Here is a 15,905-nt window from a genome sequence, read left to right as displayed (position 1 = left end):
CGCGCGAAGGGGGTGCGGGGAGCCGATGCGCTCCCCGCACCCCCTTCGCGTACGCCTTCAGCCCGCCGCGGCTATGCGCTCGGCCGTCGTCGTGGCCGTCAGCTCGATGTCCCGCCGTCGCCGCCGGGCGAGCGCCACCCGGCGCTCGGCCGCGGTGAGCCCGCCCCACACCCCGTACGGCTCGGGCTGCATCAGCGCGTGCTCCCGGCACTCGATCATGACCGGGCAGCCGCCGCACACCCGCTTGGCGGCCTCTTCGCGGGCCAGACGGGCAGCGGTCGGCTCCTTCGAGGGAGCGAAGAAGAGGCCCGCCTCGTCGCGGCGGCAGGCCGCCTCGGAATGCCAGGGGCCCGCATCGTCCTCCCGGGCGGGGATCCGCTGGGCCGGAACGGCGGCGACCTGCAGAGGCTGATGCGGCGATTGCAGCACGGGCTACTCCTGACGACGGCTACGGCTTCGCGAGCGAGAGTCGATGCAGCACTCCCTACCCGCTGTGCGTACGCCTATGCACTGAGTGGCACCGGCGCGCGACTCACCGCAATGCGCCCCACGGCATTCTGGCCGATTACCGGAGGTCGTCCGTCGTGCCGTATTCAGTGGCCCAGGTGCTTACGCAGCCGCTTCTGGAGATCCGCCACGAACTTTCCCCGCTTCGGCTTCGCCTCCACACTTCCGAACACGGCATAGCCGTTCACGACGACGACCGGGGCTTCCGGGTCGGTGGATTCGAGCGACTTCACCTCGAAACCGCCGAACACACCGGTGCCGTTGCCGCGCAGCGAGATGTTCTCCGGGACGCGGACCTCGACGCTGCCGAAGATGGACGTCGCATTGATGACCGTGAAGCGTTGGCCGAAAAGCGCTTCGGTCAGATCGATCTCCACGCTGCCGAAGAGCGCGAAGGCGTTCGTCCGGCCGCCGACCCGCCAGCGCCCCTTGCGGACGGAGCTGCTGAAGACCGCGACGAGATTGTCCGCGGGGCCTTCCGGCGCCTCGGGGCCGTAGCTGTACGGGCGTGGGCCCGGGCTCTGCGCGGTGGAGCCGGAGGAGGCGGGCAGGTCGCGGACCAGCGGCTGGAGTTCGCCGACGGTCTTGGCCCGGTAGACCAGATCCACCCGCTCGGCATGCTCGTCCGCCGTCAGGCGGCCCTCGGCCATCGCCTCCCGCAAGATGTCCGCGATCCGGTCGCGGTCGGCGTCGGAGGCACGGATGCCGTCGCCGTGCAGGACGTCGGCGGGCGGTGGGACGGCCGGCTCGCGGGGCTGCTGGGGCTGCTTCTCTAGGTCCACCGGCCCAGCGTACCCAAACGCGATAGATCGCGACTACCCCTCCGGTCGGCAAGCCCCGGCCCGGCTCCAGGTGAGCCTTACCTCACAGGATCCGACCGGAGCCGGCGTCTACCCTGGTGGACGCGCTGCCCGAGGGAGGTCAGCCGCTGTCGCCGAGTGAGGAATGGCCGTCATGGCAGAGTTTGCGTACTCCGATCTGCTCCCCCTGGGGGAGGACACCACGCCGTACCGTCTGGTGACCGCCGAGGGTGTCTCCACCTTCGAGGCCGACGGCCGTACGTTCCTCAAGGTCGAACCGGAGGCGCTGCGCACGCTGGCCGCCGAGGCCATGCACGACATCTCGCACTATCTGCGCCCGGCCCACCTGGCGCAGCTGCGGCGGATCGTGGACGACCCGGAGGCGTCCTCCAACGACAAGTTCGTGGCGCTGGACCTCCTGAAGAACGCGAACATCGCCGCCGCGGGCGTCCTGCCGATGTGCCAGGACACCGGGACGGCGATCGTCATGGGCAAGCGCGGGCAGAACGTGCTCACCGAGGGCGGTGACGAGGAGGCCCTCTCGCACGGCATCTTCGACGCGTACACCAAGCTCAACCTGCGCTACTCGCAGATGGCCCCGCTGACCATGTGGGAGGAGAAGAACACCGGTTCCAACCTCCCGGCCCAGATCGAGCTGTACGCCACCGACGGCGGCGCGTACAAGTTCCTGTTCATGGCGAAGGGCGGCGGCTCGGCCAACAAGTCGTTCCTCTACCAGGAGACGAAGGCCGTCCTGAACGAGGCCTCCATGATGAAGTTCCTGGAGGAGAAGATCCGTTCGCTGGGGACCGCGGCCTGCCCGCCGTACCACCTGGCGATCGTGGTCGGCGGTACGTCGGCGGAGTTCGCGCTGAAGACCGCCAAGTACGCCTCCGCGCACTACCTGGACGAGCTCCCCGCCGAGGGCTCCCCCACCGGGCACGGCTTCCGGGACAAGGAGCTGGAGGAGAAGGTCTTCGAGCTGACGCAGAAGATCGGCATCGGCGCGCAGTTCGGCGGCAAGTACTTCTGCCACGACGTGCGCGTGGTGCGCCTGCCCCGGCACGGCGCCTCGCTCCCCGTCGCCATCGCCGTCTCCTGCTCGGCCGACCGCCAGGCCACCGCGAAGATCACCGCCGAGGGCGTCTTCCTGGAGCAGTTGGAGAAGGACCCGGCGCGCTTCCTCCCCGACACCACCGACGAGCACCTGGACGAGGCCGGGGACGTCGTGCAGATCGACCTCAACCGGCCGATGGACGAGGTGCTGGCCGAGCTGACCAAGTACCCGGTCAAGACCCGGCTCTCGCTGACCGGCCCGCTGGTCGTGGCGCGGGACATCGCGCACGCCAAGATCAAGGAGCGGCTGGACGCGGGCGAGGAGATGCCGCAGTACCTCAAGGACCACCCGGTGTACTACGCGGGCCCGGCGAAGACGCCCGAGGGGTACGCCTCCGGCTCCTTCGGCCCGACGACGGCCGGCCGGATGGACAGTTACGTCGAGCAGTTCCAGGCGGCGGGCGGCTCCAAGGTGATGCTCGCCAAGGGCAACCGCAGCAAGCAGGTCACCGACGCCTGCGGCTCCCACGGCGGCTTCTACCTCGGCTCGATCGGCGGCCCGGCGGCCCGGCTCGCCCAGGACTGCATCAAGAAGGTCGAGGTCGTCGAGTACGAGGAGCTCGGCATGGAGGCGGTCTGGAAGATCGAGGTCGAGGACTTCCCCGCGTTCATCGTCGTCGACGACAAGGGCAACGACTTCTTCACCGAGCCCGCCCCGGCTCCGACGTTCACCAGCATTCCGGTGCGGGGGCCGGGTCTGGCCTGATCGGTGACACACGGCCGAAGGGGCCCTCCCTCGCGGGTGGGCCCCTTCGGCGTCTCTCAGCCGTCCAGCAGGCCCGATGTCGCGACCAGGTAGCCGAGTTGGGCCCGACTGTTGCTGCCGAGCTGCTCGGAGACCTTGCGCATGTGCTCGGCGACGCTGCGACGGCTCATGCCGATCCGGCGGGCGATGGCGGCGTCCGTCTCGCCGTTGACGACGGCCTGGAGGATCGCGCGCTGGAGGTCCGAGGTGACGACGGGGGTGCGCACCGGGGCGCGTTCGGGGCGTACGGGCACGGCGCGGGACCACGCCTCGTCGAAGTGGCGGACCAGGAAGCGGACCAGCGACGGGTGCCGGACGCGCAGGGCGGTGTGCGGTTCGTCGGAGTACGGGATGAAGGCGAGATCCCGGTCGAAGACGATGAACCGGTCCATGACCTCGGGCAGGGTCCGGATCTCGGCCCCTTCGGCGGTCACCTGCTCGATGTAGGCGAGCGTGGTGCGGTCGGAGCGGACGGTGTGCTGGTAGAGGGTGCGCTGCCGGATGCCGCGCCGCAGGTTGTTCAGATCGCGCGGGAGGGACTGCTCCAGGACGTGGGCGGGGCGGCCGCCGCCGGGGTGGGCGGTGCGGACCTCGGCGCGGCAGCCGCTGACCCCGGCGTCCAGGGCCTTGCTGATGACGGCTTCGCCGGAGAGCCGGGTGAGGGCGGGGCGTTCGGGCCGGTGGACCTCGGCGTAGAGGCCCTCGAAGGCGGCGAGGGTGGCGCGGGCGGAGCGCAGGGTGCGGCGCTGCTCGACGATCGCCTCCTCGATGGGGGCGAGCGCGGTGAACGAGGCCGTCTCCGGCGGTACGGGGATGAGATGGCCGGGTGAGTCCCGGTCGGCGACCAGCAGGTGCAGGGAGAGCAGGCAGGGGGGTGCGGCAGCGGCGGCCGGGAGGCGTCCCTGTGTCAGCGCACGGCGGTAGGTCGCGAGCGCCGCCTCGCAGGGTTGTTCCGGTATCGACCGGTCCGAGGGTGATTCACGGCAATCACATACCGGTGAGGGGGAATGATCGTCCTTCACAAGGATGCAGATTACCTTTGTGCAATCGGCAGTCTCCCGCCCGGCTCCCGCGCTCGACGAGTATGAGCGGGTGACTTCCGGAATCGAGAGTGCGGACGGGCCGACGGCGGACGAGCCGGACGACGGATCTCATATGACCCGGGACACCGCGGTCCGCGAGCGCCGTTTTCGATTCCTGGTGGCCGGATACGCGGTGTCTTCCTACGGCACATTCCTGAATATGGTCGCGCTCAATCTCTTCGTCTACGAGACGACGGGCCGGGCGCTGGCCATGGGGCTGTTCATGGCGGTGCGGCTGGCCTCCGGATTCGTCGCCGGACTGGTCGTCGGCGGACTGCTCGCCCGTTTCAGTGCGAAAAGCATCATGCTGTGGGCGAATGTCGGACAGGGCGGCGTGATGCTGCTGCTCATCCTGGCGCCGGAGAGCCTGGTGACCGGGGCGCTGATGGCCGTCTCGGTGGTGATCGGAGCGTGCGGGACGCTGTTCATGGTGGCGTTGCGCAGCTCGATCCCGGAGATGGTCGGCGAGGACCGCAGGGCCTGGGCCAACTCCCTCTCGATCACCGGCCGTTCGCTGGCCATGGTGGCGGGGTTCGCGTCGGCGGGCGTGGTGGTGTCCCTCGTCGGGTACACCGCTGCCTTCCTGCTCGACATGACGACGTTCGTGATCTGCGCGGCGACGGTGGCCCTGCTGCCGATCGCGGGCGGCAAGGGGGCCGGGACCGACGCCGGAAAGGCGGAGAAGGCCGAGAAGAACAAGAACGGCGAGAAGGGCGGGCCGCGGTGGCGGCCGGTGGCCTTCCTGGCGCTCGCCGCCGCTCCCGGCCTCGGCCTGATGGTGGCCCTGCGCGGGGTCGACGCGTTCGGTTCCTCGTCCCACAACGCGGCGCTGCCGATCTACTCCACCTCGCTGGACGCTTCGAACCCCGCGGTGTTCATCAGCGCGTTCTGGTGTGTGTGGGCGCTCGGCAACATCGGTGCCCAGCAGGTGATCCAGCGGTACACCCAGCGCACCGGCAAGACCGTGGGGGCACCCGGATTCGGCTACGGCACGGTGGTGATGTCGGCCGCGTTCATCGCGGCGTTCGCCGGATTCCCGCTGGCGGTCACGGCGGTGATCGCGCTGATCGCGGGGGCCGCGGACGGCCTCACCGAGGTCGCGTACACCTCGCACCTCCAGACACTTCCGGCCACACTGCGCGGTCACGCCTTCGGCCTTTCGGCCACGTTCGAGAACCTGGGTTTCGGGGTCGGCATGATCCTGGTGGCGGCGGCCCTCGACCGGTTCTCCCCGCTGGCCGTGGTGGGGTGGTCCCACGGCGCCGCCATCGTCGTCGCCGTGGTGTTCCTGCTGCGGGTGACGGCGCTGCGACGGGCGGAGCCCACGGGTCCGACCGGAGGCGCGGGCGGGGCGGGGCAGACGGGGCTGCGAAAGGAAGAGGCCGTTGAGGGACGACCGGATCGCGGTGATCGGGGCGGCGCTGAGGTTTCCCGGGGCTGACACCCCCGAGGCGTACTGGCGCGACATCCGGGCGGGCAGGAGCCACGTACGCCGGTTCACCCGGGCCGAGTTCGCCGCGGCGGGGGTCCCGGCGGCGGAGTACGAGCGGCCGGGGTTCGGCGGGGCGAGCGCGCCCCTCGCGGACGTGGACGGCTTCGACGCCGGATTCTTCGGGATGAGCGGGCGGGAGGCGGAGCTCACCGATCCGCAGCAGCGGCTGTTCCTGGAGTGCTGCTTCCACGCCCTGGAGGACGGGGGGTACGCGGGCGGCGAGACCCGCTACGCGGGCGGCGACGCCGGTCGCGTACGGATCGGGGTGTACGGCAGTTCCGGCTACCGGCTCTACTCGCTGCACAGTTATCTGGCGCACCACCTCGCGGCGGAGGCCGGCTCGAACGACTGGATGACCGCCAAGCAGGTCCAGGTCGGCAACTACACCGATTTCACCGCCACTCGGGCCGCGTTCCGGCTCGGTCTGACCGGCCCCGCGCTCACCGTGTCCACGGCCTGCTCCAGCGCCCTGGTCTCGGTGCACCTGGCCTGCCAGGCGCTGCGCGCCGGGGACGCGGACCTGATGCTGGTGGGCTCCGCGGCCCTGCATCTGCCGCAGGTCAGCGGCCATGTCCCGGTGAAGGGCTCCACGCTCTCCCCCACCGGCTCCGTCCGGGCGTTCGACGCGGACGCGGACGGCACGGTCGGCGGTAACGGGGCCGCAGCCGTCCTCCTGAAGCCGCTGGAGCGGGCCCTGGCCGACGGCGACACCGTGCACGCGGTGATCCTGGGCTCGGCGGTCACCAACGACGGCGCGGACAAGACGGCCGACGGCCGTTCCGGCAAGGGCGGGTTCGCCGCTCCCGGGGTGGCCGGGCAGCGGGACGCGGTGCTCGGCGCGCTGCACGCGGCGGGCGTGGACGCGGCATCGATCGGCTATCTGGAAGCACACGGTACGGGCACGCTGAAGGGCGATCCGATCGAATTCGCCGCCCTGACCGAGGCGTTCCGCGCGCATACCGACCGGACCGGGTTCTGCGCGCTCGGTTCGACGAAGCCGGCGATCGGCCATCTGGACAGTGCGGCGGGGCTCGCGGGGCTGATCAAGGCCGTCGAGGTGTTGCGGCACGGGATCGTGCCGCCCCTGGTGAACTTCGTCCGGCCCAACCCGGCGCTGGCGGTGGACGACAGCCCGTTCCTGCTGCCGGTACGGGAGCGGGACTGGCCGCTGGCCGGGGTGCGGCGGGCCGGTGTGCACTCCATCGGCATGGGCGGCACGAACGCCCACGTGATCCTGGAGCAGGCGCCGGAGGCCGCGCCGCGGCCTTCCTCCCCGTCGGCGGTTCCCGTGCCGGCGCTGCTGCCGCTGTCGGCCGCCGACGGGGACGCGCTGCGGGCGTACGCCACCGCCCTGCGGGACCACCTGGCGGGCGGAGCTCGCCCCTCCCCCGCCGATCTGCTGACCACCACCGCGCTCGGGCGGCGGCTCCTGGCGCACCGGCTGGTGGTCACGGCCGCGGACCCGGTGGCCGGGCTGGAGGCGTTCCTGTCCGGGGCTCCGGTGGGCAAGGCGTACACGACCGGGGTCGCCGACGGCGTACGGGATCCGGCGCCGGTGTTCCTGTTCAGCGGGCAGGGCGGCGGCCACCCGGGCATGGGCGCCGAACTCGCCGCGCGCTTCCCGGTGGTGGCCGAGGTGCTGGAGTCCTGCGCCCGGGTGTACGCGGAGGAGACCGGGCGGGGCGACTTCCTCGACCGGATCGTCGGCGGGCGGGGTCCCGTGCGGTGGGACACCGCCTTCGCGCAGCCCGCCCTGTTCGCCCTCCAGCTCGCCCAGGCCCGGCTGTGGGAGCGGCTCGGGGTCGCCCCCGCCCGGGTCGCCGGGCACAGCGTCGGCGCGTACGCGGCGCTCTGCGTGGCCGGGGCGCTGGACACCGAGGACGCGATGCGGCTGGTCTGCGGGCGCGGACGGCTGATGCGGGAGCGGTCGGCCCCGGGCGCGATGGTCTCCGCGTTCGTCCCCCGCGCCCGGGTGCGGGAGCTGCTGATCGCCGTCCCCGGTCTGGAGCTCGCCGTGGTCAACGGCGCCACGCACCACGTTCTGGGCGGCTCACCGGAAACGGTGGACGCGGCGCGGAGGCTGCTGGCGGCGCGCGGCGAGGCGTACGAGGTGCTGGCGGTGGACCGGGCGTTCCACACGGCGCTGCTCGAACCGGCGCTGGAGGAGTTCCGGCTGCTGGCGGAGAAGACGGAACCGCGCCCGCTGCACACGGAGTTCGTCGACGGCATCGACGGCACGGTCCGCCCCGCCGGGTGGCGGCCGGATGCCGCGTACCTGGTCGCGCAGGCCCGCCGTACGGCCGACTTCGCCGCCGTCCTCGGGGAGCTGGCCGCGTCCCCGCTCCTGCTGGAGCTGGGCCCGTCCGCCGTGCTGACGGGTCTGGTCCGCCGGGCGTTGCCGGACACCGTGTGCGTACCGACGCGGGACTGGGAGCGGGCGGTGGCCGCGCTGCACTGCGCCGGGACCGGGGTGGACTGGGCGGCGCTGCTCGACGGCTGTGGCGGCCGGCGGGTCCGGCTGCCCTCGTACCCCTTCCGGCGGCGCTCCCACTGGCGGGGCCCCGCGCCGTACGCTCACCCATCCCCACGCTCCACGGAGGACCGCATGACCGAACAGGCCGTACTGGAAAGGGTGCTCGAGCTGACCGCGCGCCATCTCGGCCACCGGCCGGACGAGGTCTCCGCCGACCGCACGTTCGTCGGGCTCGGCGCGGACTCGCTCCAGCTCATCGGGATGGTACGGCAGTTGGAGGCCGAGTTCGGCACGGAGATCAGCATGCGGGAGGTCCTGGAGGAAGCGGGCACACCCCGGCTGACGGCCGCGCTGATAACCGGGCGGGCGGCGCCCGCGACAGTGCCGACGTCGGTCCCGGTGGTCGCAGCCGACGGGGAGACCGCGAAGACCGCTGGGGCTGTTGGAGCCTCTGGGGCCTCTGGGGCCTCGGCAGCGTCGCCCGTTGCCGAAGCGCCCGGGTACGCCACCCAGGCCGAGGTCGCGGTCCTGTCCGAGCAGATTCGCCAACTGGCCGAGACCCAGGCGGCGATGCTCACCCAGCTCTCCGATGCCGTCGCCCTGCTGACGGCCCGCGTCGACGGGACGGACGCGCGATGAGCGCGGGGACACCCGCGCCCGACGAAGCGGCGGCCACAGCGGCGGCGGCCTCCGAGGCCGTGGCCCGGGCGGCGGAGCTGTCGCGGACGCTCACGGACCGGATCGCGGCGGCCCGCGCCCAGATCGCGGCGGAGGCCTCGGAGCGGGAGAGACCTGCGGAGGCGAGCGCGCACGGCCCCCGGCTCGTCGTGGACGCGGCGGGTGGCATGGCCGGGGCGGGGGCCGACGAGGCCCAGCGGGCCCACACGGCGTCGCTGATCCGACGGTTCACCGAGCGCACCCGCACCTCCAAGAGGCTGGCCCAGCACCACCGTTCGGTGCTGGCCGACAGCCGGGCCGTCGTGGGGTTCCGGGACGCCACCAAGGAGATGCTGTACCCGGTCGCGGCCCGCTCGGCGCACGGCTCCCGGCTGGTCGACGTGGACGGCAACGCGTACACCGACATCACCATGGGCTTCGGCGCGCTGCTGCTGGGCCACGAGGCGGAGCCGGTCACCGAGGCCGTGCGCCGCCACCTCGCCGACGGGCTGCGCTTCGGCCCCCGGTCCCCCGACACCGGGGAGGCGGCCGCCCTGCTGGCGTCGCTGACCGGCCTGGAGCGGGTCGCGTTCGCCTCGTCCGGTACGGAGGCGAACTCGGCGGCGATCCGGCTGGCCCGGGCCGCGACCGGGCGCGACAAGGTCGTCATGTTCCGGGGCTCGTACCACGGCCACATCGACTCCGTCCTCGGCCGCCCCGGCGGCCCGGGGCAGCACGCGGTGCCCGTCTCCCGGGGCATCCCGGACAGTGCGGTGGCGGAGCTGATCGTGCTGGAGTACGGGGAGCAGGAGGCCCTGGAGACGATCGACGCCCTCGGGGACTCGATCGCGGCCGTGCTGGTGGAGCCCGTGCAGTGCCGCAACCCGGGCCTGCGGCCTGTGGAGTTCGTGCGGTCGCTGCGTGAACTGACCGCGCGCCGGGGCATCGTGCTGCTCTTCGACGAGATGCTGACCGGGCTGCGGCCCCATCAGCGCGGTGCGCAGGACCACTTCGGGGTGGTGCCGGACCTCGCCACGTACGGCAAGGCGCTCGGCGCGGGCTTCCCGGTCGGCGCGGTGGCCGGGCGGGCGGATCTGCTCGACGGCGTGGACGGCGGGTTCTGGCTGTACGGGGAGCCCGGCGGGCCCACGCGCGAGACCACGTTCATCGGCGGTACGTACATGCAGCACCCGCTGTCGATGGCGGCGGCCCGCGCGGTTCTCACCCACCTCACCGAGCGGGGGCCCGGCCTCCAGAGCGGACTGAACGCCCGCACCCGGGCGCTCGCGGACCGGCTCAACGCCTTCTTCCGTGACGAGGAATTTCCGTTGGAACTCGCGCACTTCGGGTCGATGTTCCGATTCCGCCACCGCGCCGACCTGGAGTTGCTCTACCACCACCTCCAACTGCGCGGCGTGTACGTATGGGAGTGGCGCAGCTTCTACCTCTCGACCGCTCACACGGAGGAGGACGTGAACCGGGTCGCGGAGGCCGTGGAAGGGTCCTTGCGCGAGCTGCGCGACGGCGGGTTCTTCCCCCGGTCCGCTCCCCGCCCGGCCGCGGCGGTGAAGCCGGCCGGCGTCCCGCGCCCCGCACCCGAATTCGGCGTCTACTTCTTCGGCGACTACCCCGAGACCGAGCAGGCCGGCGGGGGCGGCGGGGCTGCCGAGGCCGGTGGGGCCGCTTCCCCGGAGGCGTACGACGCGCTCTTCGAGACCGTGCGCTTCGCCGACGAGCGCGGTTTCTCCTCCGTCTGGCTGCCCGAGCGGCACTTCGACTCCTTCGGCGGACTCTTCCCGAACCCCTCCGTGCTCGCCTCCGCCATGGCCAGGGGGACCGAGCGCATCCGGATCAACGCCGGCTCGGTGGTCCTGCCCCTGCACGATCCGGTGCGGGTGGCCGAGGAGTGGTCGGTGGTCGACAACCTCTCCGGCGGCCGGGTCGGCATCGGCTGCGCCACCGGCTGGCACGCCCGGGACTTCGCCCTGCACCCGGACCGGTTCGCGGACCGGCGGCGGATCGCCTTCGACCACCTCGACGAGGTGCGCCGGCTGTGGCGCGGGGAGGCGGTACGGCGGCGCACGGGCGAGGGCGCGGAGGCGGAGATCCGGATCCGGCCGCGTCCGGTGCAGGAGGAGCCGCCGTTCTTCCTGGCGACCTCCGGGCAGCGGGCCTCGTACGAGGAGGCGGCCCGGCGCGGTCTCGGTGTCGTCACCAACCTGATGAGCCAGACCGTGGAGGAGCTGGCGGCGAACATCGCGCTGTACCGGCGTACGCGGGCGGCGTGCGGGCTCGACCCGGAGGCCGGGCGGGTGACGGTGCTGGTGCACACGTATCTCGGCGACGACCACGCCACCGCCCGGGCCGACGCCCTGGAGCCGATGGTGCGCTACCTGCGGTCCTCGCTGCTGATGCGCTCGGCGGCGACGGCGGCCGGGCAGCGGCACGAGGACGTGGCGGCGGCGAGCGAGGAGGACCTGGACTATCTGTTCCGCCGGGCCTACGACCGCTACTGCGACCGGCGGGCCCTGATCGGTACGCCGGACAGTGTCGCCCCGTTCGTGGCCGCGCTGCACGGGGCCGGGGTGGACGAGATCGCCGCGCTGGTCGACTTCGGGATGGACCGGGAGCGGCTGCGGTCGGGGCTCGAGCGGCTGGACCTGCTGCGGCACCGGACGCGGGAGCGGCTCGGCCGGGCCCGGGACGCCCAGGGCGGCCCGGACGCTCCGGACACCCACGACGCCCGGGCTCGGGAGACCGTCGCGCCCGCCACCTCCGCCCAGCGGCGGCTGTGGCTGGCCGCGCAGTTGCTGGAGAACCCGGCGGCGTACAACGAGACCCAGGCCGTACGGCTGCGCGGCCCGCTGGACGTGGTCGCGCTGCGGGCGGCGGTCGACGGTCTCGTCGAGCGGCACGCGGGGCTGCGAACGGTGTTCCGGGGCGAGGACGAGGCGGGCGTCGCCCAGGTCGTCCGGGAGGGGCTCCACATCCCGTTGGCCGTGTCGGACGCCCGGGGGCAGGACTCGGACGAGGCCGTCCGGGCGCTGCTCTTTGAGGAGAGCCACCGCGCCTACGACCTGGCCGAGGGGCCGCTGTTCACACCCCGGCTGCTCCGGCTGGCCGAGGACGACCACGTCCTGGTCCTCGGGATGCACCACATCATCACGGACGCGCACTCGGCCGCGCTGATCGCCGGGGACCTCCGGGAGCTGTACACGGCGGCCCGCGCCGGACGCCCCCCGGTCTTCGCGCGGCCCGCCGGGTCGACCGTCGGGGCCCCCGAGCCGCCGCACGACCCGGCCGACCTGGTCTGGTGGCGCGAGCTGCTGGGCGAGAAGCCCCCGGTACTGGTCCTGCCGACGGACCGGCCGCGCGGGCGCCGGGTGGCGGGGCGCGGCGGGGCGGTGGCCCGGACCGTGGCCCGGGAGCGGGCGGACCTGCTGCGGGAGTGGAGCGGGCAGCAGGGAGTGACCCTGTTCGCCACGCTGTGCACGGCCTGGCAGTTGGTGCTGCGGCGGAGGTCGGGGCAGGACGCGTTCCTGCTGGGCACGACGTTCGGGCGGCGACGGCCTTCGACGGCGGACACGGTGGGCTTCCATGTGGCCCTGCTGCCGCTGGCGCTCTCCGCGACGGATGCCACCCCGCTGCCGGAGGCCGTACGGGCCACCGGTCGGGCGTTGTTCGCGGCGGAGGAGCACAGCGGGGTGGACCTGGACGCGCTGGTCGCCGCCGTCCACCCGGATCCGGGGAACCCCCGGCCGCTGATGACGGTTTCGGTCGATCTGGACCGCGCGGCGCTGGCCGGAATCGAACTGCCCGAGCTGCGGGCGGAGGGTGTGGCGGCCGGGACGGAGTCGGCGCCGCTGGAGCTGGCGCTGATGGCCACCCATGCCCCGGACGGGGGGCTGCGGCTGCGGCTGCGTTACGACGCGGACCTGTTCGACGCGACGACGGCCGACGGGTATCTGGCGGAGCTGGACGCGCAGTTGGACGCCATGACAGCCGTCCCGGGCCAGGGGGCCACTCCGTTCGAGAAGCCCGCCCCGGACACCGCCGCCCTCCTCCGCGCGGACTGGGAGTCCGTCCTAGGTGTACGCGGCTTCCCCGACGACAGCAACTTCTTCGACCTGGGCGGCAATTCGATCGCCGCGATCCGTCTCGTGAACCGGGTCCGGGACACCCTCGGCGTCGACTACCCGATGGCGGACTTCTTCGCCGAGGCCACCCTGCGGGCGATGACCGGGCAACTGACGGGTGACACGGAACCCGCGGCAGCGGCCGGGGACGGCCCCGCCGCCGAGGAGCCCCCCGTCGTCGACCGCGCGCCCGTCAGCGACCAGCAGGCCCGGATGATCGCCGGGCACCACGCCATGCCCGACCCCGCCGTGTGGAACGTCCCGACGCGGATCACGTTCACCGGGGCGCTGGATCCGGCGGCCCTGCGGTCCGCCGTGTCCGGGGTGATCGCCCGGCACGACGCGCTGCGGACCCGGTTCGTCCAGGAGGACGCGCCGGAGGGGCCCTGGTGGCAGGAGGTGGTGGCGGCGGGGCCGGTGGCGTTGCCGGTGGAGGATCTGACGTCGCTGCCCGCCGGTGAGCGGCAGCCCCGGGCGGACGCCCTGTGCCGGGCGGACGCGGCGGCCCCCTTCGAACTGGGGCGCCCCCTGGTGCCCCGGCTGCGGCTGCTGCGGGTCGAGGAGGACCGCTGGGAGCTGATGTTCGTCCTGCACCACGTGTGCGCCGACGGCTGGTCGCTGTCCCTGCTGCTCGCGGAGATCGCGGCGCTGTACACGGCGGCGGCCGCGGGCGTCCCGCACGGTCTGCCCGAACCGGCGATGCAGGCGCCCGGATACGCCCGGTGGCAGCGGGAGCACCACGATCCCGTGGCCGAGGCGGAGCGGGCCGCGTTCTGCGCGCGCTATCTGGACGGGGTGCCGGCCGCCGTCCCCGTACCGACGGACCGGCCGCGTCCGCAGCAGCTGAGCGGGCACGGGGACACGGTGCGCGGGGTCGCGTCGGGCGATGTGCGGGCGGCGGTGGAGAAGCTCGCCGCCGACCGGCGCACCACCCCGTTCGCCGTCGCCGCGGCCGCGCTCGGGGTGTTCCTGACCCGGCTGTCGGGCGAGGAGGACACCTTGCTGAGCGTCCCGTACGCCAACCGTGAGGGCACCGCGTCGGAGTCGCTCGTGGCGATGACGTCCACGGCGGTGATGGTCCGCGTACGACTGGATTCAGCCAATCTTGAGGAGACGTGCGCGGAGCTCGCGGTGCGTACGGGCGCGGGTGCGCTCGGCGCCATGGCGCATGTGCTGCCCACGGCCCGCATCATGCGGGCGATGCGGGACGCGGGCGCTGTCAGCGTCCCCGACCGGGTGCCGCACGTCCTGGCCTTCCAGAACTCCGTCGACACGGACATCGAGATCCCCGGGCTCCGGGTCGAGGTGGCCGATCTGGCACCGCCGCTTTCCCGCAGCGAGCTCTGCTTCGGGCTTGCGCCGCGCCGGGACGCCGCGAAGGGTTATCGAACGTTCCTGGAATTCTCCACCGACCTGTGGGACCACACGACCGCCCACGACCTGCTCGCGTCGTACACCGACCTGCTCGCGGAGTTCTGCGCCCGGCCCGACCGGCCGGTGCGAGAACTCCTCGCGGAGCCACCCTCTCAGTCACTGCCGAACACCGGAAAGGCGGACGCCGTATGACTCCGGCCCCCCACCGCAGCCACACCGACGACCTGCTCTCCTTCATCGCCGCGAGCCCTTCTCCGTACCACGTGGTGGCCAGTGCGGCCCAGCGCCTGGAGAAGGCCGGGTTCCGTGAACTGCGCGGCACGGACGACTGGACCGGGGCGACCGGCGGCCTGTTCGTCAGCCGTGCCGGAGCGCTGGTCGCCTGGTACGTCCCCGAGGGCGCGGCCGCCCACACCCCGTTCCGGATCGTCGGCACCCACACCGACTCACCGAACCTGCGGATCAAACCCGCACCGGACACCGGGACTTCGGGGTGGCGGCAGATCGGGGTGGAGATCTACGGCGGGGTGCCGCTCAACACTTGGCTCGACCGGGACCTGGGCATCTCCGGCCGGCTGGCGCTGCGCGGCCCCGGCGGCGCGCCGCGGAACCGGCTCGTTCAGATCGACGAACCCCTGTTGCGCGTACCCCAGTTGGCGATCCACCTGGACCGTTCGGTGAACGAGGGCGTGGCGCTGGACCGGCAGCGGCACATCGCGCCGATCTGGGCGCTGGGCGAGCCCCGGGAGGGCGAGCTGGTGCGCCGGGTCGCCGCGGCGGCCGGGGAGGACCCGGCGGACGTGCTCGGCTGGGACCTGATGCTCCACGACATCCAGTCGCCCGGATACCTGGGCGTGGACCGGGAGTTCGTGGTCGCGTCCCGGCTGGACAACCAGGTCTCGGTGCACGCCGGGGTGACCGCGCTGGTGGACGCGGCGACGGGCGCCACGCAGCCGGCGTTCATCCCGGTGCTGGCCGCCTTCGACCACGAGGAGGTCGGCAGCGGTTCCGAGACGGGTGCGCAGAGCCCGATGCTGGAGCGGATCCTCTCGCGGTCGGTGGCGGCGCGCGGCGGCAGCGACGAGGACTGGTCGCGGGCGCTGGCGGGCGCTTTCTGCGTCTCCGCCGACATGGCGCACGCGGTGCACCCGAACTACTCCGAGCGGCACGACCCGGACCACCGTCCGCTGCCCAACGGCGGCCCCACGGTCAAGGTGAACGTCAACCAGCGGTACGCCACCGACTCCACCGGCATCGCGATGTTCACGGCGGCGGCCGAGCGGGCCGGGGCGCCCTGGCAGCCGTTCGTCTCCAACAACGCGATGCCCTGCGGTACGTCGATCGGCCCGCTCACGGCGGCCCGTCTCGGGGTCACCACGGTGGACGTCGGGGTGCCGGGTCTGTCGATGCACTCGGCGCGTGAGCTGTGCGGGGTGCGCGACCCGGGCCATCTCGCCGCGATCCTCACGACGATCATGGTCGGGGACTGACCGAACCCCGGTGGACCGGTAGAAGAGAAAGAG

8 protein-coding genes are annotated in these 15,905 nt (G+C 73.1%); 5 read left to right on the top strand and 3 right to left on the bottom strand.

The window, feature by feature from the left end:
• Positions 1–57 precede the first annotated feature (57 nt).
• Together CCZ36_RS23120 and CCZ36_RS23115 are read right to left on the bottom strand one after the other, a co-directional pair.
• Entirely contained in the window at positions 58–429 is a 372-nt protein-coding gene (locus CCZ36_RS23120) for a WhiB family transcriptional regulator (RefSeq protein WP_069739117.1), read from the bottom strand.
• Between the two features lie 164 nt (positions 430–593).
• Complete coding sequence (locus CCZ36_RS23115; protein ID WP_069739118.1) at positions 594–1,289, bottom strand: DUF1707 SHOCT-like domain-containing protein; 696 nt, start codon at positions 1,287–1,289, stop codon at positions 594–596.
• Positions 1,290–1,452: 163 nt separating this feature from the next.
• Here CCZ36_RS23115 and CCZ36_RS23110 point away from each other — a divergent pair, with 163 nt between their 5' ends.
• Positions 1,453–3,129: a fumarate hydratase gene (locus CCZ36_RS23110; RefSeq protein ID WP_128818478.1), complete on the top strand. Its 1,677-nt coding sequence runs from the start codon at positions 1,453–1,455 to the stop codon at positions 3,127–3,129.
• A 56-nt stretch (positions 3,130–3,185) separates the two neighbouring features.
• On the opposite strand, the gene CCZ36_RS23105 is transcribed toward CCZ36_RS23110, so the two are convergent.
• Entirely contained in the window at positions 3,186–4,190 is a 1,005-nt protein-coding gene (locus tag CCZ36_RS23105) for a LuxR C-terminal-related transcriptional regulator (protein WP_069739120.1), read from the bottom strand.
• Between the two features lie 133 nt (positions 4,191–4,323).
• Between CCZ36_RS23105 and CCZ36_RS23100 the strand changes: the two genes are divergently transcribed.
• Genes CCZ36_RS23100 through CCZ36_RS23085 form a run of 4 tightly spaced genes read left to right on the top strand, consistent with a single transcriptional unit; the run spans position 4,324 to position 15,872 of the window.
• Positions 4,324–5,691: an MFS transporter gene (locus CCZ36_RS23100; protein ID WP_128818477.1), complete on the top strand. Its 1,368-nt coding sequence runs from the start codon at positions 4,324–4,326 to the stop codon at positions 5,689–5,691.
• A complete protein-coding gene (locus tag CCZ36_RS23095) occupies positions 5,636–8,854 on the top strand; it encodes a type I polyketide synthase (RefSeq protein WP_128818476.1) in 3,219 nt (1,072 codons plus the stop codon). Before CCZ36_RS23100 ends, CCZ36_RS23095 begins: the two co-directional genes overlap by 56 nt.
• The gene (locus CCZ36_RS23090) at positions 8,851–14,574 is read left to right on the top strand and encodes a MupA/Atu3671 family FMN-dependent luciferase-like monooxygenase (RefSeq protein WP_128818475.1); all 5,724 of its coding nucleotides are present in this window, start codon (positions 8,851–8,853) and stop codon (positions 14,572–14,574) included. The genes CCZ36_RS23095 and CCZ36_RS23090 overlap by 4 nt, the downstream gene beginning before the upstream one ends.
• Positions 14,571–15,872: a M18 family aminopeptidase gene (locus tag CCZ36_RS23085; RefSeq protein ID WP_069743853.1), complete on the top strand. Its 1,302-nt coding sequence runs from the start codon at positions 14,571–14,573 to the stop codon at positions 15,870–15,872. Before CCZ36_RS23090 ends, CCZ36_RS23085 begins: the two co-directional genes overlap by 4 nt.
• Positions 15,873–15,905: the final 33 nt, after the last annotated feature.

Origin of the sequence: Streptomyces sp. S063 (genome assembly GCF_002832675.1) — a bacterium.
In the GTDB taxonomy this organism is placed as follows: domain Bacteria; phylum Actinomycetota; class Actinomycetes; order Streptomycetales; family Streptomycetaceae; genus Streptomyces; species Streptomyces sindenensis.
This window is presented reverse-complemented; position numbering and strand designations above follow the sequence as displayed.

Coding starts and splice junctions, on each gene's coding strand:
- CCZ36_RS23110 (WP_128818478.1), top strand. CDS start 1,453: ATGGCCGTCATGGCAGAGTTTGCGTACTCCGATCTGCTCCCCCTGGGG.
- CCZ36_RS23100 (WP_128818477.1), top strand. CDS start 4,324: ATGACCCGGGACACCGCGGTCCGCGAGCGCCGTTTTCGATTCCTGGTG.
- CCZ36_RS23090 (WP_128818475.1), top strand. CDS start 8,851: ATGAGCGCGGGGACACCCGCGCCCGACGAAGCGGCGGCCACAGCGGCG.
- CCZ36_RS23085 (WP_069743853.1), top strand. CDS start 14,571: ATGACTCCGGCCCCCCACCGCAGCCACACCGACGACCTGCTCTCCTTC.